This window comes from Brevundimonas sp. M1A4_2e (genome assembly GCF_053345555.1).
In genome coordinates this window covers 265,659-288,677 of sequence record NZ_JBKFAI010000001.1, presented here as the reverse complement: position 1 = coordinate 288,677, position 23,019 = coordinate 265,659, and the positions used below count along the sequence as shown (strand labels likewise).

Here is a 23,019-nt window from a genome sequence, read left to right as displayed (position 1 = left end):
CCTTCGACGGCGGCTGGACGATCCCGGGCGCTTATATGGGGGGAAATCAATGTTCCGGACGACCTTTGCCAGCCGGCTTTGCGCGGCGCTTCTGACCAGCACTGCGCTTACCGCCGCAGGCCCCGCCTCAGCCGCCTTGGCTCAAGCCGCGACGGCGGCCACGCCGGCTTCGGACATCGTGACGGCGCCTGAGCGCTTTTTCCCCCAGCCTCCCGGCACGGACTACTTCCTCGCCGATTATGATCAGTATGAGCGTTATCTTCAGCGCCTGGCCGGCGAATCTGACCGGATGAAGCTACAGAGCTTCGGAACCTCCGCTGAAGGACGCACGCAGTGGATGGCGATCGTGTCTTCGCCTGAAAACCTGGCCAACCTGGATCGTTATCGCGACATTTCCCGGCGCCTGGCTCGCGCCGAAGACCTAACCGCAGAACAGGCGGCCGACCTGGCGCGTGAAGGCAAGGCCATTGTCTGGATCGACGCCGGCCTGCACGCCACCGAGACCGTCACCACCCAAGGCCAGATCCAGATCATCCACCGGCTGCTGACCCAGAACGACGCCGAGACCCGGCGCACGCTCGACGATGTCATCATCCTGTTCGGCCACGCCAACCCGGACGGCCTGCAACTGGTGGCCGACTGGTATATGCGCAACGAAGACCCGCTGAAGCGCGAGTTCAACTCCATCCCGCGCCTGTATCAGAAGTATGTGGGCCACGATAACAACCGCGACTCCTACATGTCGCTGATGCCCGAGACCGAAAACATCAACAGGGTCCACTATCGCGAGTGGTTCCCCCAGATCGTATTCAATCAACACCAGACCGGCCCGCGCGGCATGGTGGTGTTCATTCCGCCCTTCCGTGACCCGTTCAACTACAACTTCGACCCGCTGGTGATGACCACGACCACCGAGGTCGGCACCACCATGCACAGCCGCCTGATCTCTGAAGGCAAGGCCGGATCAGGGATGGACAGCGTCGCCCCCTACTCCACCTGGCACAACGGCATGTATCGGTCGGCCCCCTATTTCCACAACATGGTCGGCATCCTGACCGAGATCATCGGCGGGCCGACGCCGGAAGCCATTCCGCTGATCCCCGAGACCCAGTTGGCTCGCAACGACGAGCCTATGCCGATCAGCCCCCGGATGTGGCGCCTGCAGGACAGCATCGACTACCAGTGGTCGATGAACCGAGCCGTCATCGACTACGCCTCGCGCAACCGCGAACGCCTGCTGATGGGCATTTATCAGATGGGCTCCAACAGCATTCAGCGCGGCAGCCAAGACAGTTGGACCATCACGCCCCAGAAAGTCGACGACCTGAAGGCGGCGGCCACCACCACCGATCGCGGCGCCATCGATGCGGGTTTGTTCGATACGGTGCTGAAGACGGCCGAGAACCGAGATCCGCGCGGCTTCATCATCAACCCTGAAGAACAGCGCGACTTGCCCACCACGGTGGCCTTCCTCAACGCCCTGATGAAGAGCGGCGTCGACGTCGAGGTCGCCAGCGCCCCCTTCACCGTTGGCGCAAAGCGTTATCCGCAGGGTGCCTATGTGGTGAAGACCGCCCAGGCCTTCCGCCCCCACGTGCTGGACATGTTCGAGCCGCAGGACCATCCGCACAACACCGAATATCCGGGCGGCCCGCCCAAGCTGCCCTACGACGTGGCGGGTTACACCCTGGCCTATCAGATGGGGGTGACGTTCGATCGCGTGCTGGACGGCTTTGACGGCCCCTTCAGCCGGGCGGACGACCTGCTGGACGCGCCGCCGGGCGCCGTCATCGGCTCGGGTCGTGCGGGCTTCGTCATCCCGCATGAGGTCAACAACAGCTTTATCCTGACCAATCGCCTGCTGAAGGCGGGGGCCAGCGTCGAATGGCTGGAGAACGGCGCCAAGGTCGGGCGCACCCAGTTGCAGCCGGGCGCCCTGTGGGTGCAGGCCTCGCCCGAAAGCACTGCAGCCGTGCGAGCGGCGGTCGGCGAGCTGGGCTTCAACGCCTATGCCGTAGACCGCAAGCCGGCGGGCGGCTCAATCGCCCTGAAGCCCGTTCGCGTCGGGCTGGTCGACCGCTATGGCGGGGTCATGAGCGCGGGCTGGACCCGCTGGTTGCTGGAGCAATATGAGTTCCCGTTCGAGGTGGTCTATCCGCAGACCCTCAGCGCCGGAAACCTGAACGAGCGGTTCGACGTCCTGGTGTTCACCGACGGGACCACGCCGGCGCTCGATCACGCGGCCTATCGTCCCCAGCGCAACCAGCCTCTGCCGCAGGCCCAGGACATTCCCGAAGCCTATCGCGCCTGGCTGGGCGAAGTGACTGCTGACAGCGCCGTGCCACAGATCGCCGAGTTCGCTCGCAACGGCGGCTCGGTCATCACGATCGGCGGTGCCAATCGCCTGGCGCACCTTCTGGGCGCGCCCATCGCTCCGGCCCTGGTCAAGGAAGAGAATGGAACGCAGCGGCCCCTGGCCACGACCGAGTTCTTCCTGCCCGGTTCGATCCTGAGCGCAAAGGTGGACAACACCGACCCCCTGGCCTTCGGCATGCCGGCCCAGGCGGATGTCTTCTTCGCCAACGGCCAGACCTATCGCATCGCCGGCGAAGGCGCGAAGTCCGTGGCCTGGTTCGATACCGACGCGCCTTTGCGGAGCGGCTGGGCGCACCATCAGGAGTTGCTGAAAGACACCTCGGCCGTCGTCCAAGTGGATATCGGCAAGGGCAAGCTGTTCGTCTACGGCGTCGAAGTCTTGCAACGCGCCCAACCGGCGGGGACCTTCCGGCTATTCTTCAACGGCCTGCTCTACGGCCCGGCCGCTGCCGCCGACTAAACCCTGAAGCCAACAAGAGAAGCAGGCGCTTGCGACGCGCTGGCTGCCGCTCGTGCTCGCTCAAGCGCTTCAGGTCGAAACAACACGTCATTCGCTGAGACTTCGAAGGAAGTCAGCAAACTCAGAGGGGTAATCATGAAAAACCAAGGACACACGCGATCCAAGCCCAAGGCCTCCCGCGTGTTGCTAACGAGTGCATGCGCCTATGCGGCCCTGATGGCCGGTGCAGCACACGCCCAGGAAGATCAATCTGAAACCGCGACCCATGTGAGCGATATCATCGTCACTGGCTCGCGGGTGGCGCGCCCGGACTATGTGGCCAACAGCCCGATCGTGTCCGTCTCGACCGAGGCTATCGAAGACACGGGCCAGGTGTCTGTCGAGCGCGCCCTGACGCAGTTGCCGCAATTCACCGGCGCCTTCGGTCAAGCCAGCACGGGCAGCAGCACCACGACCCTGAACGCCGGCCAGGCCAACGCCAGCCTCAGAGGCCTGGGCCCCAAGCGCACGCTGATCCTGCTGGACGGTCGCCGGATGCAGCCGTCGTCTCCGGACGGCTCGATCGACCTGAACACCCTGCCTGACGCCCTGATCGGCAACGTCGAAGTCATCACCGGCGGTGCCTCGACCGCCTACGGTTCGGACGCCACGGCGGGCGTGGTCAACTTCCGGCTGCGCAACATCGAGGGCCTGACGCTCAGCAGCCAGTACGGCGTCAGCGAATACGGCGACGGCGAGCAGTTCCGCGCGACCGTCACCGCCGGTCAACGATTCGCGGAAGGTCGCGGTCGCGCCATGGTCTCGGTCGACTACTCGCAACGCGAGCCTGCGCTTCAGAGCGATCGGCCGTTCAATATCATGCGAACGCCCCAGAACGGCACCGCGACGCTCGATTCCGGGGCCATGCTCTTTCCCGGAAACGCGCCCAGCGCCGCTGTGGTCAACAACCTGTTCCGCAATGTCTATGGAACCAGTCCCATCACCGGTTCAGCGACCTACACGGGCCAACTGGGGTTCAATCTGGACGGCACCCTGTTCAGCCATGTGACGCCAGTCGGCAACTATTTTGTCGAGAACTACCGCGACCCGGAGACGGACACCCAATACATCGCCGGCAGCCGCAAACAGCTCAACTTCGGCTGGCCGAACAGCCAGGTCGTGAACACCAACGACCGCGTCACGGTCTTCTCCAAGCTTGATTACGACGTCACCGACAACACCTCGGTCTTCGCCCAGGCGACCTTCACCAGCTATGACGCGTTGACCTTCTTCAACCCGACCCTGGCGTCGGGCGCGGCCTATGCGCTGAGCGCGCCGGTCACCAACCCCTTCCTGACGCCTGACGCCCGGCTGATCCTGGCGTCACGCCCCAATCCCAACGGCGACTTCACCTTCCAGAAGGCCTTCACCGCCGCCGGCGACCGCCTACAGACCAACACCTATGACGTCTATCAGATCGTCCTGGGCGCAGATGGCGTCCTGCCGTACCGCGACTGGACGTGGGATACCTTCGCAAGCGTGGGGCAAACCAAGACCAACAACATCCAGCACGGCGCGCTCAGCAAATCCGCCGTCGTGAACCTGCTGTACGATCCGTTCGGCGGCGCGGGCGGTTCGCGGATGGAATACGACCCCGTGACAGGCGCTTCCGTGGGCATGGTCGCCTATCCCGTGCTCTGCGAGGGCGGAGCCAACTTCTTCGGCAACCATGCGCTTTCCCAAAGCTGCATGGACTATATGACCCGCCGGACCTCGAACACCAACGAGATGAAACAGCGGGTCGCCGAACTGAACCTGCAGGGCGGGTTGTTCAACCTCCCGGCCGGGGAAGTCCGCGTGGCGACCGGTCTCGGCTATCGCTACAACTCCTTCCAGTACAACTCCGATGAACTTTACAACATTCCGGGCGTCGGCAGCGACATCCTGGGCTACAGCGTCCTGCGTCCTTCCGGCGGCAACACCAGTGTCAGCGAGATCTACTTCGAAGCCCTGGTCCCCATTCTGAAGGACATGCCGATGGCTCGCGAGGTCAACATGAACCTCGGCTATCGCTATTCCGACTACAGCAGCGTGGGCGGCGTCAGCGCCTATAAGGTCGATGTCGACTGGAGCGTCATAGACTCCCTACGTCTGCGCGGCGGTTACAATCGCTCTGTGCGCGCGCCCAGCGTCGGCGAGCTCTACGCCCCCGAATCTTCGGGCAGCACGGGCATCGGCAGCCCCAGCGCGGCGACGCCGTTCGGCGGCGATCCCTGCGATGTCCGCTCCGGCTATCGCGGCGGCTTCGGTCAGAGCGGCGCCAACGCCGCCAAGGTCGAGGCTCTGTGCGCGGCCATGGGCGTGCCTGCAGGCGTGCTTCCGACCTATCAGTTCGGCTCGACCCAGGTGTTCGCTCTCACCGGCGGCAACCCCAACCTGCAAGAAGAAACCACTGACACCTACTCGATCGGCGCCGTCATCCAGTCGCCGTTCTCTTCGCCGCTTCTGGAGCGGATCTCGACCTCGATCGACTGGTACGCGATCGAAGTCGCCGGCGCGGTCGGCAACCTGCCGATCATCCAGACCATGGAGAACTGCTTCAACCTCAATGGCGCCAACCCCACCTATGACGTGAACAACTACTACTGTCAGGTCATGGGCAAGCGTAATCCGACCACAGGCTTCCTGTTCGAGCCGGGCCAGCCCGCGCTGAACCTTGGCGCCTTCAAGGTCAGCGGCGTCGACCTGCAAATCGACTGGTCGTTTGACCTGGCTGACATCGGCCTGCCCGCCTCGGCCGGCAGCCTGTCTCTGGGCACCGTGGTCAGCTATGTCGACAAGTTCGAGATTCAGAACCTGCCGGGCGGCCCGTCCTACAACTATGCAGGCAGCCGCGGCACCGCTGTCGAAGAGGGCGCCGGCCTGGCCCACCCCGACTGGAAGGCCAATACGACCCTCGCCTACACGCGGGACTGGCTGAACATCAGCCTGCGGTGGCGTCATACCGCCGCAATGATCAGCGCCGAACAGGTGCGCAATGCAGCCAGCACGACCCGAGGCGTCGATTCCTATGACGTCTTCGACTTGAACGGCCGCTTCACCCTGCCGAAAGACCTCAGCGTGCGAGTGGGCGTCTCCAATCTGCTCAACGAAACGCCGCCTCAGGTGGGCAATTTCGCCGGCAGCTATGATGGCCAGAACTACGACACGCTCGGCCGCTACTACTCAATCTCGGTCACCAAGAGCTTCTAAACGGCAGGGGCGGCGGAGAAGGACGGCCTTCAGATCCATCCTTTTCCGCCCCTCGCCGCAATGAAGCTGGGTCCGGTTCCCATTCCTGTTTCGCCCACACTGGAGACGCCGTTTTCAGTGGTCGGAAACTGATGACCGCGAGCGATCGTCTGTCCCGTTCGCCGTCTCGATCTTTCACCCTTCAAAAGCATGCGCACGAACAGCGGAATTCAGAATATGAAATTCACCAGTCTTACCGCCATCACCGTCGCTCTATCGTGTCTTGCGGGCACATCGGCGTGGGCGGCTGAACTGCCGGCGGCGCAGCAGTCCGCCATCATCGACAGCGTCGAGCGCGGCCGCGAGCACTTGGGAGCCACCGCCCTGGCCATATGGGAGTTCGCCGAGGTCGGCTATCAGGAAACCCAGAGCTCAGCCCTCCTGCAGCAGGATCTGACGGCCGCCGGCTTCACCATCACCGCAGGCATCGCCGGCCAACCCACCGCATTCGTCGCCAGCTTCAAGAACGGCAAGGGCCCGGTGATCGCCCTGCTGGCTGAATTCGACGCCCTGCCCGGCCTGTCTCAGGCGGTATCGCCTGTCGAACAATCCCTGCATGCGATCGCCGGTCACGGTTGCGGCCACAACCTGTTCGGCGCGGCCTCCAGCCATGCCGCCATCGCTGTCCGCCAATGGATGATCGACAACAACATCAAGGGCGAACTGCGCCTCTATGGCACGCCCGCCGAAGAAGGAGGCTCGGCCAAGGCCTTCATGGTCCGTGACGGCCTGTTCAATGACGTGGACGTCGCGCTCCATTGGCACCCGGCAACCGTCAACAGCGCCAGCCAGGGCACGACCAAGGCCAATGTCAGCGGTAAATTCCGCTTCTACGGCACGTCGTCGCACGCGTCCGGCGCGCCGGATCGCGGACGCTCGGCCCTGGACGCCGTCGAGGCGATGAACGCCATGGTCAACATGATGCGCGAGCACATTCCTGACGGCACGCGCATCCACTACGTCATCACCGATGGCGGCGAAGCGCCCAACGTGGTGCCCAACTATGCGGAATCCTACTACTATGTCCGTCACGGCGACCCAGAGGTCGTCCTGTCAGTCATCGAACGGCTGAAGAAGGCCGCCGAGGGCGCCGCCCTGGGCACCGAAACCCGATATGAGTTCCAGCAGATCGGCGGCGTCTACAGCATGATGCCCAACGGCGCGCTGATGAGCGTCATGGACCGCAACCTGCACCGCGTCGGCGGCATCACATGGACGCCCGAGGAAACGGCTTTCGCAAGCAAGCTCCAGCAGACCCTGGCCAGCCAGCCGCCCCTGTCGAGCGTCGGTGAAATCCAGCCCGCCAAGCTGAGTTTCGATGGCGCAGGCGGGTCGACCGATGTGTCGGACGTCAGTTGGGTCGTTCCCACCGTCGGCCTGGCGACCGCTACATTCGTGCCCGGCTCTGCGGGCCACAGCTGGCAGAACACCGCCGCCGCAGGCTCCAGCATTGGCGTTAAAGGCGCCGTCGTCGCAGCCAAGACCTTGGCCCTGACGGCGGCTGAACTGTTCGTCAGCCCCGAAACGATCGCTGCGGCAACTACCGAGCTCCATGAACGTCGCGGTGCGGATTTCGTCTATCGCCCCCTGGTCGGTGACGGCCCGCCCCAACTGAACTATCGCGGCAACGGCAAATAGCGCCAAGGCCGGGATGGTTGGAACACAGTTGACGTCATAACTGATGCGACTGAGATCTGAGCGCGTAGAAAAGGCGTCGGACCTGGGGTCCGACGCCTTTAGGTCCTTAACGTAGGCCCGCTGATCAGCAGCTGTAGTACATGTCGAACTCGACCGGGTGCGGGTGCAGTTGCAGCCGGGCGACTTCTTCCTGCTTCAGGGTGATATAGCTGTCGATGAAGTCGTCATCCATGACGCCGCCCTTCTTGAGGAAGGCGCGGTCGGCGTCGAGGGCTTCCAGAGCCTCGCGCAGCGAACCGGCGACCTCGGGGATCGAATGACGCTCTTCGGGCGGTAGATCGTACAGGTTCTTGTCGGCGGCCGCGCCCGGATCGATGCGGTTCTCGATCCCGTCCAGACCCGCCATCAGCAGGGCCACGAACGTCAGATAGGGGTTGCCCATCGGGTCGGGGAAGCGCGCTTCCAGACGCTTGGCCTTGGCCGAGGTGACGTGCGGGATGCGGATCGAGGCCGAGCGGTTGCTGGCGGAATAGGCCAGCTTCACCGGCGCCTCATAGCCGGGCACCAGACGCTTGTAGGAGTTGGTGGTCGAGTTTGCGAAGGCGTTGATGGCCTTGGCGTGCTTGATGATCCCGCCGATGTACCACAGGCATTCCTGCGACAGGCCGGCGTATTTGTCGCCGGCGAACTGAGGCTTGCCGTCCTTCCAGATCGACATGTGGACGTGCATGCCCGAGCCGTTGTCGCCAAACATCGGCTTGGCCATGAAGGTCGCCGACTTGCCATAGGCGTGGGCCACGTTGTGGATCACATACTTATACAGCTGCATCCGATCGGCCATGGTCAGCAGGTCGCTGAACTTCAGGCCCAGCTCGTGCTGGGCAGGGGCGACTTCGTGGTGGTGCTTCTCAGGGTCGAGGCCCAGATCCTTCATGACCGCCAGCATTTCGCCGCGCAGATCCTGGCCCGAATCGACCGGGTTGACCGGGAAGTAGCCGCCCTTGGGCCCCGGACGGTGGCCCAGGTTGCCCTCGGCGTATTCGGCGCCGGTGTTGGCGGGCAGCTCGGTGGAGTCGAAGCTGTAACGGGTGTCGTGCGGCGCCGTGTTCCAGCGCACGTCGTCGAACACGAAGAACTCGGCTTCGGGACCGAAGAAGACGGTATCGCCCACGCCGGACGACTGGACATAGGCCAAGGCCTTCTTAGCCATCGAGCGGCTGTCGCGATTGTAGGGCTCGGCGGTGTCCGGGTTCAGCACGTCGCAGAACATGAACAGGGTGGTCTGCTGGTAGAAGGGGTCGATGAAGGCGCTCGACAGGTCCGGCTTCAACAGCATGTCGGACTCGTTGATGGTCTTCCAGCCGGCGATCGAGGAGCCGTCGAACATCGTGCCGTCTTCGAGGAATTCCTCGTCGACCATGCCGATGTCGAAGGTGACGTGATGCACCCGACCGCGCGTGTCGGTGAAACGGAGATCGACGTACTGGACGTCCTTATCCTTGATCTCCTGCAGGATCTTGTCGGCGGCGCTCATGGGGAGGAGGTCCTGTACTGGGAATTGAAATCGGCCGCCCCGAGAGGCGGCCGCTGGTCTAGATGGCCTGGGCGCCGGTTTCGCCCGTGCGGATACGGATCACGTCTTCGAGGCTGGTGATGAAGATTTTGCCATCCCCGATCTTGCCGGTGCGGGCCGCGTTTTGAATCGCCTCGACCACAGCCGGAGCCAGGTCATCGGCCACCACCACCTCGATCTTGATCTTGGGCAGGAAGTCGATGACGTACTCGGCGCCGCGATAGAGTTCCGAATGACCCTTCTGGCGGCCATATCCCTTGGCCTCCAGCACAGTCATGCCTTGCACCCCGATATCCTGGAGCGCATCCTTTACTTCATCCAGCTTGAACGGCTTGATGACGGCTTCGATCTTCTTCATGGCAAGTCCCGAGCCGGCTCCTTGTTTGGTCCGACGCTCGGGCGGTAAAGGGACATTGCATCGCACAAATTGGCAAGCGTTTTTCGCGCCCGGAGGCCGTCCGTGAACGGAAATCCACATGAAGTTCGGTAACAGTCCCTCTGAGTGGCGTCATCTGCTGCCTCGACCGGGGCCTGATAGCCATAAACATGTGCGCGGCAGGCTGGGCGTCGTCTCGGGCGGCGCCTTGTCCACCGGGGCCGCGCGCCTATCCGCCAGAGCCGGCCTTCGGGTCGGGGCGGGTCTGGTCAAGGTCTTCTGCCCGCCGGACGCGGCGCCGGTTCTGGCCCCCGCCCTGGAGGCGGTGATGCTGGCCAGCTTCGCGACGCCCGAGCAGCTTCAGGCCCTGGCCGATCCGATGGACGCCGTCGTGATCGGTCCCGCAGCGGGCCTGGTCGAAAGCACGGCGTTGAACCTGGCGGCGCTGGCACGTACCGGCGCGGCGCTAGTGGTCGATGCGGACGCCCTGACCCTGTTCCGCGATCGACCTGAGCAGTTGTTCGCCTGGCTGGATCGGGACGATGTCCTGACCCCGCACGAAGGCGAGTTCGAGCGGCTGTTTCCCGGCCTGCTGGCGGCGGAAGGCCGCGAAGGCGCGGCGCAGGAGGCTGCGCGTCTGGCCGGGGCGATCGTGGTGCTGAAGGGCGCGGCGACGGCCATTGCGGCGCCGGATGGCCGCCTGGCGGTCAACGGCGACGGTTCGCCCTGGCTAGCCACGGCGGGCAGCGGCGACGTATTGGCGGGCATGATCGGCGGATTGATCGCGCAACACATGGACAGCTTCGACGCCGCACGGGCGGCGGTGTGGATGCATTCTGAGGCGGCGCGACGCTTTGGGCCGGGGCTGATCTCAGAAGATCTGCCGCAAGGGCTGCCCGCGGTGCTCGCCGATCTGCTGAACGGCTCAGGTCCGGTTTAGGCCGCGCTGTCCCCAGCCTGAGGTCAGGCTGTCAGCCCGTCAGTTGCATCCGCCTTCCTGCGGCGCAGCTCGATGATGCGGACGCACCAGATGGACACCTCGTAGAGCAGCACCATCGGCACGGCCAGCATCAGCTGGCTGATCGGATCCGGGGGCGTCACCACGGCGGCGACCACGACCACCGCCACGATGGCGTAGCGGCGCCCATTGGCCATCAGTTCGCTGCTGATCAGACCGGCAAGGCCCAGCAGGGTCATGACGACCGGCAACTGGAAGCACAGGCCGAAGGCCAGAATCAGCGCCGTCACCAGGTTCAAATAGTCCGACACCTTGGGCAGCAGTTCGGCGGCCACATTCTCCCCGATGATCTGCTGGCTCAGCGAGAACCACATCACAAAGGGCAGCATGACGTAATAGACCAGCGCAGCGCCCAGCAGGAACAGCACCGGCGCCGCGATCAGGAACGGCAGGAAGGCGCCCTTCTCATTGCGATACAGGCCCGGCGCGACGAAGCGGTACAACTGCCAGGCCAGGATCGGGAAGGCGACGATGACCGCGCCCAGGCCCGCCAGCTTCATCTTGGTGAACAGGATTTCGAGCGGCGCCGTATAGATCAACCGCACGCTGTTGTGGTCCACGTCCGGCACGGGGATCAGCCCGGCCGTGCCCAGGATCAGGCTGAACGGCGACACATGGCCGTGCGCGCCCACCGTCTGGTGGAACGCGGCCGAGACCACATAGGGCTTCACCAGAAACAGGTAGAGGGTCTCTGAAAAGGCGAAACAGCCGATGAAGGCGATGATGAAGGCGACCACGCAGATCATCAGCCGTGACCGCAGCTCGATCAGGTGATCCATCAGGGGCGCGCGCGAAGCCTCGATGTCGGCTTCATCATGGTCGGCGCGGCTCATAGATCGACCTTCTTGGCGCGCTGAGCCCTTGCACGTGCAGCGGCTGGCTTCGGCGAGGACGGCGGGGCGTCAGACTTAGGCGTAGCCTTACGCGACTTGACCTTGGACGCGGCCGCCCCAGCGCCGGCGTCCGCCTTCTTGGCTCTCGGCTTCGTCGCGGGTTTGGGCGCGGGCTCGGGCGCAACGACGGGCGTGGCGCTGTCGGGCCATTCGTCGACGCCTGTGACCTCAATCTGCGCCGGGGCCTGTTCGACAGGCTCGGGGACGGCCGGCGTCTCAAGCGGCGCCTCAAGCTCCTTGCGGATGTCCTTGAAAGCTTCGTCCGCGTCAGCGCCCAGGGCGTACATCCCCTGCCCCGACCGCAGCGCCTCGACCTCCTTGCGCAGGTCGTCCAGTTCCGACTGGCGCGCCATTTCATCAAAGCTGGCGCGGAATTCATTGGCCATGCCGCGCGCCTTGCCGACGAACTGGCCCACCCTGCGCATTAGCATGGGCAGATCCTTGGGCCCCACAACAAGCAGGGCCACCAGACCGATGACAAGGATTTCGAACCCGCCGATGCCGGGGCCAAGACCACCCATGGTTCAGCGTCTTCCGGCGAAAATCAGCGGTTCAGTTCTTCTTTTTCGGCCTCGGTGCGCGGCAGTGCGCCCGGCGCTTCCTTGCCCTTGGCGTCCGTGTCGTCCTTCAGGCCGTCCTTGAAGGCGCGGATGCCCTTGGCCGCGTCGCCCATGATGCCGGACAGCTTGCCGCGGCCGCCGAACAGGACCAACACGACAACGACGACAATGGCCCAGTGCCAGATGCTCATGGAGCCCATGGCGATACCTCCTCAAGGGGCGGCCGCGCCCACGCGCGCCCCACCGACTGATTGTTGTGCGTCATATAGGCTGAGTGATGGCGATGCGCCAAGGGAGGCTGTAGGCATCGCGACCATGAATCCTAACGATCACGTCATCATCCACACCGACGGCGCCTGCAAGGGCAACCCCGGCCCCGGCGGCTGGGGCGCTATCCTGCAAACCGGCGGCGGTCATGAGAAGGAACTCTGGGGCGGCGAGGCTCTGACCACCAACAACCGCATGGAGTTGATGGCGGCCATCATGGCGCTGGACGCGCTGAAGCGTCCCTGCCGCGTCGATCTGCACACTGACAGCAAATACGTCATGCAGGGCGTGACGGAATGGATTCGCGGCTGGAAAGCCCGGGGCTGGAAGACCGCCGACAAGAAGCCGGTCAAGAATGAAGACCTGTGGCGGCGCCTGGACGAGGCCCGCAGCCGCCACGAGGTCAAATGGCATTGGGTCAAGGGCCACGCCGGCCACGCCCTGAACGAGCGGGCCGACGGCCTGGCCAATCGCGGCGTGGCCGAATTAAGGGGCCGCTAGCCCCTCCAGTCCTTGGAGTCGCCTAGACCGCCCTGACCTTCAGGCGCGAACCGATGACAGATTCGACGATAACGCTCTCGCCGGCCAAAGGCCCTGCGCCTTCGATCTCGGCCGGCCATTCAGAGCCCGACACAAAGACCCGCCCTCGTCCATCGACGAAGGCTTCCACGACCCGCGCCCGCTCGCCGATCAGGCGCACGTTGGTGTCGTTGATGTCAGGCTGATCCTGGGGATTCACGCGCTTGATCAGGCGACGCGACAGGATCGTGGACGCGACGGTCAAGGCGGCGAACACGCCGATTTCAATCGGCAAGCCAAGTTGCGGCGCCAACGCCGTCAGCAAGGCCGTCAGCCCCGCCGACACCGCCGGCCACAGCAGCCACTCGGTCGAGGCCGCAGCCTCGATTCCCAAAAGGACGACGCCAATGGCCAGCCAGAGCCAGAACGGCTGCGAGGCGTGGAGCGAGATGATCCAGTCCATGCCCTACTCCGTCGTCGGCACGGCGCCGCCGGATCGACGCGGCGAAACGGTGCGGCTGGGCGGCGTCGAAGCCGAGGAAGCCGCCGCGGCGCGAGACGGTTCGCGACGGATGTCCGACCGGTTCTGTTGCTGCTCCTTGGCCAAGCCTACCAGTTCGCCCAGCCCGGCGATGGTGCCGACAAGACCGCCCATTTCGGCCGGTACGATGACCGTCTTGGCCGTCGGGTTGCGGGCAAGTTCACCGAACGCCTCGACATACTTCTGGGCCACGAAGTAGTTGATGGCGTTGACGTCGCCGCGCGCGATGGCTTCCGACACCATGGCCGTCGCCTTGGCCTCGGCTTCCGCCTCGCGTTCACGGGCTTCAGCATCGCGGAACGCCGCTTCCTTGCGGCCCTCCGACTGCAGGATGGCGGATTGTTTAGCGCCCTCGGCGCGAGCGATGGCGGCCTGCTTCTCGCCTTCCGCCTCGGTGATGATGGCGCGGCGCTCTCGCTCGGCCTTCATCTGGCGGGCCATGGCGTTGGTGATGTCGACGGGCGGGGTCAGATCCTTGATCTCGATCCGATTGACCTTGACGCCCCACGGCTCGGTCGCCGCATCGATGACGGTCAGCAGGCGCGAGTTGATGTTGTCGCGCTGGAACAGGACTTCATCCAAATCCATGGAGCCGACCACGGTCCGCAGATTGGTCGAGCACAACTGGGTGATGGCGTAAGGCAGATTCTCGACGCGATAGGCGGCGGCCGACGCGTCCATGACCTGAATGAAGACGATAGCGTCGACCTTCACCATGGCGTTGTCCTTGGTGATGACCTCCTGCGTCGGGACGTCCAGCACCTGCTCCATCATGTTCATGCGGCGGCCGATGCGCTCGACGAACGGGGTCAGGATGTGGATGCCCGGCGTCAGGGTCTTTGTGTATTTGCCGAACCGCTCCACCGTGAACTCACGGCCCTGGGGCACGATCTTGATCACGCTGAACAAGAAGATGAGCGCGAAGACCGCGAACATCACAAAGAAAATCAGCGAAAAATTCATTAGGCCCTCCGATGTGGAGACCAGCTTATCCGCCGGACGCCGGCTGCGCCATCGAATCCGGTTCCCTCAACATGACATCACCGTCAGCCATCCGGCGCGCCATGCGGATGATCCGCCGCGTTTCGTCCCAATCCACCTTGGCCAGCGCGGCCTGGAACGGGAAAAAGGCCGCCTCAGCCGCGTCATCGGCCGCCACGGGCTCGCCCGCGACCCAGCGCGCGGCGTAGTCGATCAGGACATAATGACGCCCCGCCTCCGGAAACAGGCCGTCCACCACGTCAACCAGACCGATCAGCTCGGCCTCGACGCCGGTTTCCTCACGCAGTTCCCGCAAGGCGGCGTCGGCCAGGCGCTCGCCCGGCTCCAGCCGCCCGCCCGGCAAGCTCCACTCGCCCACGCGCGGCGGCGTGCCGCGCTGGATCAGCAGGACTTCATCGCCTTTCAGGCACACCACGCCCACAGCCGGCGTCGGAATCATGTTTTGCCCTTAAATTGACCGCCAGAAGGCAAGGTTTTGCGCTTCCACCACGGCGCGCCTTTTGCCACAAGGCCGATATGACCCTCCCGACGCCAGAATCCCTCGCTGAACTCAAGGCCGCCCTGCCCGGCGCCTGGACGCAAGACGCCGCCGAGATGGCGCCGTGGCTGACCGAATGGCGCGGCCGTTGGACCGGTGAGACGCCGCTGCTGCTGCAACCGCGCACGACCGAAGAGGTCGCCCGCGCTGTCGAGATCTGCGCCCGTCACGGCACAGCCATTGTGACGCAGGGCGGCGGCACCGGCCTGGTCGGCGGTCAGATTCCTTATGGCGAAGTGCTGCTCTCCACCCGCAAGCTGCGGACGGTGCGCGACGTGACGCCGCTGGACGACGCCATGACGGTCGAGGCGGGCGTGACCCTGCTGGAGGCGCAGGAACTGGCCAAGGAGAAGGACCGCTTCTTCCCCCTCAGCCTCGCGGCCGAGGGCTCAGCCACCATCGGCGGCGTCATCTCGACCAATGCGGGCGGCACGGCGGTCCTGCGCTACGGCATGATGCGCGATCTGGTGCTGGGCATTGAGGCGGTCATGCCCGACGGTCAGGTCCTCAATGGCCTGAAGCGTCTGCGCAAGGACAACACCGGCTACGACCTGAAGCAGATGTTCATCGGCGCCGAAGGCACCCTGGGCGTCATCACGGCGGCGACGCTGAAGCTGTTCCCCATCATGCGCAGCCGCGCCACGGCTATCGTCGGCCTGGAAAGCCATCACGACGCCGTCGTGCTGCTCGCCCGCGCCAAGGCCGAGACGGGCGGCGGGGTCGAGGCGTTCGAGCTGATGAAACGGCTGGGCATGAGCCTGGTGCTGAAGAACATCCCCGACACGCGCGAACCGCTGGAATCGACGCCGCCCTGGTATGTGCTGATCGAGCTGGCCTCGGGCGAGCCGAACGGCGCAGAGGCGGCGATGGAACGTCTGCTGACCGCCACCTTCGAGGAAGGATTGATCGTCGACGCCGCCATCGCCCAGAATGACGCCCAGAAGGCCGAGTTCTGGCGTCTGCGCGAAGAGCATTCGGCCGCCCTCAAGCCCGAAGGCGGCGGCTGGAAACACGACGTTTCCGTTCCCGTATCGCGAATCGCCGACTTCATCGACGAGGCCACGGCGGCGGTGGAGCGGTTCCATCCGGGTTGCCGCGTGTCGGTCTTCGGCCATGTCGGCGACGGCAATCTTCACTATGACGTGATCCCCGGCGAGGGCGAGGACATCGCCGCCTTCATCGCCCGCTGGATGGAGGGATCGCAAGTCGTGCACGACGTCGTGGCCCGTTACGACGGCTCGATTTCGGCTGAACACGGCCTGGGACGGCTGAAAACCGACGAGGCGCGACGTTACAAATCGCCGCTCGAAATCGCGACCATGCAGACGATCCGTCAGGCCATCGACCCCCAGCGGATCATGAACCCGGCGGTCCTCTTCTGAGGACTTGCGACCGTCTGTGACGTTTCAGGCGGTTCAAAACGTCATGGAAGCGGCCTATGAGGCCCGCTCTTGAGACGCATAGGGAGTCGATCGTCTTGCTGATCGTCCTGTCCCCGGCCAAAAAGCTGGACTTCAACCCGCCCGCCATCGACGCCCCTGTGACGCCAAGGCGATGCGCCGATGAGACGGCCGAACTGGCGAAGGTGACGCGTGAACTCAGCCGCGCAGACCTGCGCCGTCTGATGTCCATTTCCGACGCCCTGGCCGAACTGAACTATCAGCGCTTTCAGGCCTTCGACAACGACACGTCGGAAGGCGCCCTGCAGGCCGTCTTCGCCTTTGCGGGCGATGTCTATGACGGTCTGTCGGCCCGCACCCTGTCGGTCGAGGATTTGAACTGGGCGCAGGATCACCTGCGCATCCTGTCGGGGCTCTACGGCCTGTTGCGTCCGCTGGACGCGATCCAGCCCTATCGGCTGGAGATGGGCGTGCGGCTTAAGACCAAGCGCGGGGCCACCCTGTATGATTTCTGGGGCGAGCGGATTTCTCTGCGCCTGAACGAGGACGCCGGCAAACTGCCCGAGCAGACGCTGGTGAACCTGGCCAGCCATGAATATTTCGGCGCGGTCGACGCCAAGGCGCTGAAGCTGCCGGTCGTGACCCCTCACTTCAAGGAACAGAAGGACGGCCAGGCCCGCATCATCTCCTTTTACGCCAAGAAGGCGCGCGGCGGCATGGCCCGGTTCGCCATCGAGAACCGGCTGGAGAAAGCCGAGGATCTGAAGGCCTTCGACCGCGACGGCTATCGCTTCGACAAGAGCCTTTCGACGGACACGGACTGGATATTCATCAGGGAAGGAAATTCCTGATCGCCAGATTGAACGACTGCCGCTAGGGTGCGTTGCAGCATCATTAGCCACGGGTTCTTTCTGTCATGTTCGCTATGAACGATCTCAAGGGCCGGGTCGCGGTCGTCACCGGCTCGACCTCGGGCATCGGACTGGCGTTTGCGCGGGCGGTCGCCCTGTGCGGCGGCGATGTGATGCTGAACGGCCTGGGCGACGCCGACGCCATTGAGAAGACCCGCGCCGACCTGGCCGCCGAGGCCGGCGTGCGCGTCCTCTATCACCCCGCCGACATGACCCAGCCGGCTCAGATCGACGACATGATCGCCACGGCCCATCGCGAACTGGGCCGCCTCGACATCCTGGTCAACAACGCCGGCATCCAGCACGTCGAGGCCGTCGAGAACTTCCCCGCCGAGGCGTGGGAGAAGATCATCGCCATCAACCTGTCCTCGACCTTCTACGCCACCAAGGCGGCGATCCCGATCATGAAGGCGCAGGGGCGCGGCCGCATCATCAACGTCGCGTCGGCCCACGGCTTGGTCGCCAGCCCGTTCAAGTCGGCCTATGTCGCGGCCAAGCACGGCGTGATCGGCTTCACCAAGACGGTGGCGCTGGAGCTGGCGCAGGAGAACATCACCTGCAACGCCATCTGCCCCGGCTTTGTCGAGACCCCCATCGTCTCCAAGCAGATCCAGGACCAGGCCCGCACCCGCAACATGAGCGAGGAAGACGTGATGAAGAACGTCATTCTCGGCTCGCAGCCGACCAAGCGCTTCGTCACAACCGACGAACTGGCGGGCATCTTCCTCTATCTGGCGTCGGACCTCGGCGCCTCGGCCAACGGCGCCCACTTCTCCGTCGACGGCGGCTGGACGGCGCAATAGCCTTCTCAGCGGCCGCTCGGGCCGAAAGACGGAGAGGCTGATGGCGGCGAAACGCAAACCTGTCTGTCTGGCCCTGCAGGGCGGCGGCGCGCACGGCGCTTTTCAATGGGGCGTGCTGGACCGACTGCTTGAGGCCGACGTGCTGGACGTGCGAGCCGTCACCGCCGCCTCGGCCGGAGCAATGAACGCCGCCGCCCTGATCACCGGGCTGGAGCGCGGCGGCGCCGAGGGCGGACGCGAAGCGCTCGACACCCTATGGCGCGAGGTGAACCAGTCCGGCGGCCGCAACGTCTTCGGCGACAGCGCCGTCTGGTCCAAGGCCCTGACGCCCGACTGGCTGAAAGGCACGCCGATGTGGCAGACGGGACAGACGCTGGCCCTGTCGATGAGCCCCTACTCCTTCAACCCCTTCAACCTGAACCCGCTGCGCCGGGTGCTGGAGACGGCGGTGGATTTCGAGGCCCTGCGCGCCTCCTCCATCCAGATGTTCGTGTCGACGACGGCGGTGCGCGCGGGCCGCTCGCGCATCTTCAAGTCCGGTGAAATGGCGCCGGAGGTGCTGCTAGCCTCAGCCTGCCTGCCCCAGTTGTTTCAGGCGGTCGAGATCGAGGGCGAGCCCTATTGGGATGGCGGTTATCTGGCCAATCCGGCGCTGTGGCCGCTGTTCTACACCGACACGCCGGACGATATCCTGCTGCTGCCGCTCAACCCGTTCCAGCGCGACGAGGCCCCGCGCGAGGCGGGCGACATCAACGACCGGCTGAACGAGATCGTCTTCAACGCCCCGCTGGTCGCCGAACTGCGCGCCGTCGCCTTCGTTCAGGACCTGATCGCCGAGGGCAAGCTGAAGCCCGGCGAGGACCGTCGGCGCGGCATCCGCATCCACGTCATCGAAGCGGATGAGTGGCTGGGCGGCGAGTCGCTCCACTCGAAGTTCGATACGGAGTGGAGCTATCTGAACAAGCTGAAGCAGCACGGCCGGACGGCGGCCGAGGCCTGGCTTGAAAACTGTCTGCCCAAGGTCGGCAAGGCGTCCAGCGTGGATGTGAAGGCGCGCTTCCTTTAGCCGACGAAGCCCGCCGCACGACGCAGACGGTCGTTGATCGCCTCGCCCAGCCCCTTGGCCGGGACGGGCGACACCGCGATCCCAGCGGGCCGCGTCCGGTCCGCCTCACGCAACAGTCGAAACAGATTGGCCGCCGCCTCGCGCAGGTCCCCGGTCGGGCTGAGGCTCCAGCGCGGATCGCCGACGCCCGGACCGAACCCCAGCAGGATTTCGCCGTCCCTGGCGCCCTCCGCCTCGATCCGCACCGGGGCGTCGGGCGCGTAATGCAGAGCCAGCCGACCGGGCGAGCGATGCCCCTGCCCGCCTTCATCCAGCGGCCCGACCACGGCCTGAAGTTCTTCGCGGGTGACGGAGCCGGGACGCAGCAGGGATACCTTGCCGTCGAGCACCGAGACGACGGTGCTTTCCACCCCCACGGCGCAGGAGCCGCCATCGACCGCCGCGCCCACGGCATGACCCGTCTCCTCCAGAGCATCAGCAAAGGTCGTCGGGCTGGGCCGTCCGGAACGGTTGGCCGAGGGGGCGACGACCGGCCCGCCAAAGGCGCCGATGACTGCGCGGGCCCGCGGATGTGCCGGCACGCGAACTGCGACGCTGTCCAGCCCAGCCCGCGCCAGATCGCACACCCGATCACGGTCCCGAACCGGCGCGACGATCGTCAGCGGCCCCGGCCAGAAGGCTTCGGCCAGCGCCCGCGCCTTGGCGTCGAACACGGCGATGTCTTCGGCGTCCACGGCGTTGGCGACATGGGCGATCAGAGGATTGAAGCGCGGCCGCCCCTTGGCCTCGAAGATACGCGCCACCGCCTGAGGGTTGGAGGCGTCGGCCGCCAGGCCATAGACCGTCTCAGTCGGCAGGATGACCAGACGTCCCGTCTTCAGCGCCTCGGCGGCGATTTCTGGGCTGTCGCCCCTGGCGGGTCGGTCGGCGGGCACGGTCGCTCTTTCCTTACGCGGCGTCAGTCGTTCAAACAGAGGCATAGAGTGCGCGGAAACTCGACCAAAGTCCAAGCGGGCTTGCGCCACAGAGCGCAGGGGCCGACAGAAGCGCAACGTCTTTCTGAGGATAACCGATGAGCTACCGCGCCCCCGTCCGTGACATCGCATTCGCCCTCGACGCCGTGGCCGGCATAGATCAGGTCGCAGCGACCGGCGCCTTTCCGGATTACGACGCAGATGTCGCCTCGGCCGTGCTGGACGCCGCCGGCCAGTTTTCGGAAGAGGTTCTGGCCCCGCTGAACCGCCCCGGCGACCTGGCCGGCGCCAAATACGCCGACGGCGCGGTGACGGCCGCCCCCGGTTTCGCCGACGCCTATCAGCAGTTCGCGGCGGGCGGCTGGACCAGCCTGACCGCCTCGGTCGAGGCCGGCGGGCAGGCCCTTCCCAAGGCGCTGGAGCTGGCGGCCTATGAAACCGTCCACGCCGCCAACATGGCCTTCGGCCTGTGCCCCATGCTGTCGCTGGCCTCGATCGAGGCGTTGGAGCAAGTCGGCAACGAGCACCAGAAGGCCACCTATCTGCCCAAGCTGGTCTCGGGCGAATGGACCGGCGCCATGGTGTTGACCGAGCCGCACGCCGGGTCTGACCTCGGCGCCCTGACGGCGACGGCGGTTCCCAATGGCGACGGGACCTATGCCCTGACCGGCCAGAAGATCTTCATCACCTGGGGCGACCACGACGCCACAGACAACATCGTCCACCTGGTGCTGGCCCGCCTGCCCGACGCGCCTGCCGGGCCGAAGGGCATCAGCCTGTTTCTGACGCCCAAATTCATCGTCAACGCCGATGGCTCGCTGGGCGAGCGCAACGCCTTCCGCCCGGTCGGCGTCGAGCACAAACTGGGCATCCACGCCTCGCCCACCTGCGTCATGAGCTACGAGGGCGCCCGCGCCGAACTGGTCGGCCAGCCGAACCAGGGCCTGGCCCATATGTTCGTCATGATGAACGCCGCCCGCCTGGCCGTCGGCGTCGAGGGCGTCGGCGTCGCCGAGCGCGCCTATCAACATGCCCTGGCCTATGCGCTGGAGCGCCGTCAGGGCCGCAGCGTCTGGACCAGCGAGAAAGACGCCCCGATCTTCGACCACCCCGACGTGCGCCGGATGCTGTCGGTGATGAAGGCCAAGGTCGCCGCCGCCCGCGCCATCTGCCTGTCGACCGGCGTCGCCGCCGACCTGGCCCGCCACGCCGCGACCGAGGAGGAACGCAAGGCCTGGAAGGGCCGCGAAGACCTGTTCACCCCCATCGCGAAGGCCTGGTCCACCGATGTCGGCTGCGAGGTCGCCTCCATGGGCGTTCAGGTCCACGGCGGCATGGGCTTCATCGAGGAGACCGGCGCGGCCCAATACTATCGCGACGCCCGCATCGCCCCGATCTACGAAGGCACCAACGGCATCCAGGCCATGGATCTGGTCGGCCGCAAGCTGTCGATGGACGGCGGCGAGTCGGCCAAGGCCCTGATCGCCGAAATGAAGACGACCCTGGCCCAGATCGACCGCCTCTATACCGGCAAGCCGGCCGCGCGATTCGCCACCGCCATCGAGGCGGTCGAGGACGCCACCCTGTGGCTGCTCGACGCGAAGTCGGACCCGGCCCGCGCAGCGGACGTGCTGGCCGGCGCCGACGCCTATCTGAAGCTGATGGGCGACGTGGTCGGCGGCTGGATGCTGGCCAAGGGCGCCCTGGCGGCCAGGGCGAAACTGGACGCGGGCGAGGGCGACGCCGCCTGGCTGCAGGGCAAGCTGGACCTGTATGAAGTCTATGCGGCGAACGTCCTCGGACACGTCTCCAGTCGTCTGGCTGCCGTGGGACAGGGCGGCGACCTGCTGCAACGGATGAGCGTCGAAGCGCTCGCCGGCTGAGGGTTTTTCCTCCCTATCGGCGTCGCCGGTGGGGAGGTGGCGCGGCGCGCTAGCGCCGTGACGGAGGGGCCTTTCGGGCGCCCGGCGGCGCTGACCCCTCCACCGCTACGCGGTCCCCCTCCCCATTTCATGGGGAGGAAATATCCAGCCGCTCAATCGTCTCGCGCACATATTGCGCATGGGCCACGACGCCGAGATCCAAACCCTCTCCGCCGCCCTGAACCTCTTGGACCAGAACCCCGGCGATAAAGGGATGATCCGGCGCCGGCGCGCCCGGCACGCGTCGCGCGGCCGGGGTCCAGAACACCGGCCCTCCCGAATTGCCCTGGGCCACCACGAAATCCAGCAGGAAGATCGGGAAATGCCGGATCGGCGTCAGCGGCCACGAGCTGATGCGCCCCAGTCGCAGGATCGGAAATCCCGCCCGATTGGCCGACAGCCCATGGGGATAGCCCAGGGCCAGAAGTTCGTCGCCGGGACCCATGCGCCAGCGGTCGAAAGCGTCCGCCTCGGCCAGCCAGCCGAGCGGAATCGCCGCCTGGGCAAAGGCGGGCGGCGCCGTGATCTCCATCACCGCCACATCGCGCTCAGGATGGGCCGTCCACAACGGCGCGCCGCTCGCATCGCGTATGCTCAAGGTTTCGGGAGTGAACTTCCACGCCCCGTCCGCCTCGGCTGTGCGCCACCCGATGCGCGCTTCATTGCCGGGCATGACGTCCAGCACGTGCCGGGCTGTCACCAGCACCACGCGGGGGGCGCCGTCGGGTCTGGGGGCGGAGATCAGGAAGCCCGTACCGACCTTTCTCTGTCCGCTGCCGAACGCCTGATCCAGTTGCACGGTGGCGTTGATGACCCCGACCGTCAGGTCCCATTCGGGCGGCGGGGCGGAGACGACAGCGGGTTGTTCGGGCGGAAGATCCTGAATGACCATGACGCCATTTGACGCCGAGC

At 65.5% G+C, this 23,019-nt stretch carries 20 protein-coding genes; 10 read left to right on the top strand and 10 right to left on the bottom strand.

Translation table 11 applies throughout. From position 1 onward, the window contains the following. Window positions 1-136 precede the first annotated feature (136 nt). The 3 genes from ACLBV5_RS01380 to ACLBV5_RS01370 all read left to right on the top strand — a co-directional run bounded on the left by ACLBV5_RS01380 (window position 137) and on the right by ACLBV5_RS01370 (window position 7,744). Window positions 137-2,836 carry a M14 family metallopeptidase gene (locus ACLBV5_RS01380; protein WP_447604605.1) on the top strand — a complete coding sequence of 900 codons (2,700 nt, stop codon included), beginning with the start codon at window positions 137-139 and terminating at the stop codon, window positions 2,834-2,836. A 216-nt stretch (window positions 2,837-3,052) separates the two neighbouring features. Next, window positions 3,053-6,067 (top strand): TonB-dependent receptor domain-containing protein, encoded by a 3,015-nt coding sequence (locus ACLBV5_RS01375; protein ID WP_313632635.1) that lies wholly within the window; start codon window positions 3,053-3,055, stop codon window positions 6,065-6,067. Window positions 6,068-6,283: 216 nt separating this feature from the next. Next, on the top strand, window positions 6,284-7,744 hold the full coding sequence (locus ACLBV5_RS01370) for an amidohydrolase (RefSeq protein ID WP_447604604.1): 1,461 nt from the start codon (window positions 6,284-6,286) through the stop codon (window positions 7,742-7,744). A gap of 124 nt (window positions 7,745-7,868) precedes the next feature. On the opposite strand, the gene glnA is transcribed toward ACLBV5_RS01370, so the two are convergent. Next, window positions 7,869-9,278, bottom strand: coding sequence for a type I glutamate--ammonia ligase (gene glnA, locus ACLBV5_RS01365; RefSeq protein ID WP_312445566.1), 1,410 nt, complete (start codon window positions 9,276-9,278; stop codon window positions 7,869-7,871). A 58-nt stretch (window positions 9,279-9,336) separates the two neighbouring features. Then, complete coding sequence (locus ACLBV5_RS01360; RefSeq protein ID WP_025977168.1) at window positions 9,337-9,675, bottom strand: P-II family nitrogen regulator; 339 nt, start codon at window positions 9,673-9,675, stop codon at window positions 9,337-9,339. Window positions 9,676-9,793: 118 nt separating this feature from the next. Between ACLBV5_RS01360 and ACLBV5_RS01355 the strand changes: the two genes are divergently transcribed. Next, window positions 9,794-10,633, top strand: a complete 840-nt coding sequence (locus ACLBV5_RS01355; protein ID WP_447604603.1) for an NAD(P)H-hydrate dehydratase — start codon at window positions 9,794-9,796, stop codon at window positions 10,631-10,633. A 23-nt stretch (window positions 10,634-10,656) separates the two neighbouring features. On the opposite strand, the gene tatC is transcribed toward ACLBV5_RS01355, so the two are convergent. Genes tatC through ACLBV5_RS01340 form a run of 3 tightly spaced genes read right to left on the bottom strand, consistent with a single transcriptional unit; the run spans window position 10,657 to window position 12,364 of the window. After that, window positions 10,657-11,544: a twin-arginine translocase subunit TatC gene (tatC, locus tag ACLBV5_RS01350; RefSeq protein WP_447604602.1), complete on the bottom strand. Its 888-nt coding sequence runs from the start codon at window positions 11,542-11,544 to the stop codon at window positions 10,657-10,659. Next, window positions 11,541-12,125 (bottom strand): Sec-independent protein translocase protein TatB, encoded by a 585-nt coding sequence (tatB, locus tag ACLBV5_RS01345; RefSeq protein WP_278069058.1) that lies wholly within the window; start codon window positions 12,123-12,125, stop codon window positions 11,541-11,543. Before tatB ends, tatC begins: the two co-directional genes overlap by 4 nt. A 23-nt stretch (window positions 12,126-12,148) precedes the next feature. Beyond that, window positions 12,149-12,364 carry a twin-arginine translocase TatA/TatE family subunit gene (locus ACLBV5_RS01340; RefSeq protein ID WP_003166998.1) on the bottom strand — a complete coding sequence of 72 codons (216 nt, stop codon included), beginning with the start codon at window positions 12,362-12,364 and terminating at the stop codon, window positions 12,149-12,151. A gap of 115 nt (window positions 12,365-12,479) precedes the next feature. Here ACLBV5_RS01340 and rnhA point away from each other — a divergent pair, with 115 nt between their 5' ends. Then, window positions 12,480-12,932, top strand: coding sequence for a ribonuclease HI (rnhA, locus tag ACLBV5_RS01335; protein ID WP_025977172.1), 453 nt, complete (start codon window positions 12,480-12,482; stop codon window positions 12,930-12,932). Between the two features lie 22 nt (window positions 12,933-12,954). Here the strand turns inward: rnhA and ACLBV5_RS01330 are convergent, their stop codons facing one another. From ACLBV5_RS01330 to ACLBV5_RS01320, 3 genes are read right to left on the bottom strand one after another with little or no spacing between them, the layout of a single operon-like run. Beyond that, window positions 12,955-13,413 carry an NfeD family protein gene (locus ACLBV5_RS01330; RefSeq protein WP_025977173.1) on the bottom strand — a complete coding sequence of 153 codons (459 nt, stop codon included), beginning with the start codon at window positions 13,411-13,413 and terminating at the stop codon, window positions 12,955-12,957. Window positions 13,414-13,416: 3 nt separating this feature from the next. Next, window positions 13,417-14,427: an SPFH domain-containing protein gene (locus ACLBV5_RS01325; protein ID WP_376787741.1), complete on the bottom strand. Its 1,011-nt coding sequence runs from the start codon at window positions 14,425-14,427 to the stop codon at window positions 13,417-13,419. A 52-nt stretch (window positions 14,428-14,479) separates the two neighbouring features. Next, entirely contained in the window at window positions 14,480-14,932 is a 453-nt protein-coding gene (locus ACLBV5_RS01320; protein ID WP_392353590.1) for an NUDIX hydrolase, read from the bottom strand. Window positions 14,933-15,009: 77 nt separating this feature from the next. Between ACLBV5_RS01320 and ACLBV5_RS01315 the strand changes: the two genes are divergently transcribed. The 4 genes from ACLBV5_RS01315 to ACLBV5_RS01300 all read left to right on the top strand — a co-directional run bounded on the left by ACLBV5_RS01315 (window position 15,010) and on the right by ACLBV5_RS01300 (window position 19,211). Continuing rightward, window positions 15,010-16,413, top strand: coding sequence for an FAD-binding oxidoreductase (locus ACLBV5_RS01315; protein WP_447604601.1), 1,404 nt, complete (start codon window positions 15,010-15,012; stop codon window positions 16,411-16,413). Between the two features lie 95 nt (window positions 16,414-16,508). After that, window positions 16,509-17,282 (top strand): peroxide stress protein YaaA, encoded by a 774-nt coding sequence (yaaA, locus tag ACLBV5_RS01310; protein WP_447604912.1) that lies wholly within the window; start codon window positions 16,509-16,511, stop codon window positions 17,280-17,282. 65 nt (window positions 17,283-17,347) lie between these two features. Continuing rightward, a complete protein-coding gene (locus tag ACLBV5_RS01305) occupies window positions 17,348-18,145 on the top strand; it encodes a 3-hydroxybutyrate dehydrogenase (protein WP_447604600.1) in 798 nt (265 codons plus the stop codon). A 40-nt stretch (window positions 18,146-18,185) separates the two neighbouring features. Next, entirely contained in the window at window positions 18,186-19,211 is a 1,026-nt protein-coding gene (locus tag ACLBV5_RS01300; protein ID WP_447604599.1) for a patatin-like phospholipase family protein, read from the top strand. Here ACLBV5_RS01300 and ACLBV5_RS01295 read toward each other — a convergent pair. Beyond that, on the bottom strand, window positions 19,208-20,146 hold the full coding sequence (locus tag ACLBV5_RS01295; RefSeq protein ID WP_447604598.1) for an L-threonylcarbamoyladenylate synthase: 939 nt from the start codon (window positions 20,144-20,146) through the stop codon (window positions 19,208-19,210). The genes ACLBV5_RS01300 and ACLBV5_RS01295 overlap by 4 nt on opposite strands. 137 nt (window positions 20,147-20,283) lie before the next feature. Here ACLBV5_RS01295 and ACLBV5_RS01290 point away from each other — a divergent pair, with 137 nt between their 5' ends. Then, window positions 20,284-22,068 carry an acyl-CoA dehydrogenase gene (locus ACLBV5_RS01290; protein WP_447604597.1) on the top strand — a complete coding sequence of 595 codons (1,785 nt, stop codon included), beginning with the start codon at window positions 20,284-20,286 and terminating at the stop codon, window positions 22,066-22,068. Window positions 22,069-22,195: 127 nt separating this feature from the next. Here ACLBV5_RS01290 and ACLBV5_RS01285 read toward each other — a convergent pair whose 3' ends face one another. Continuing rightward, window positions 22,196-22,999, bottom strand: a complete 804-nt coding sequence (locus ACLBV5_RS01285; protein WP_447604596.1) for a trypsin-like serine peptidase — start codon at window positions 22,997-22,999, stop codon at window positions 22,196-22,198. Between the last annotated feature and the right edge of the window lie 20 nt (window positions 23,000-23,019).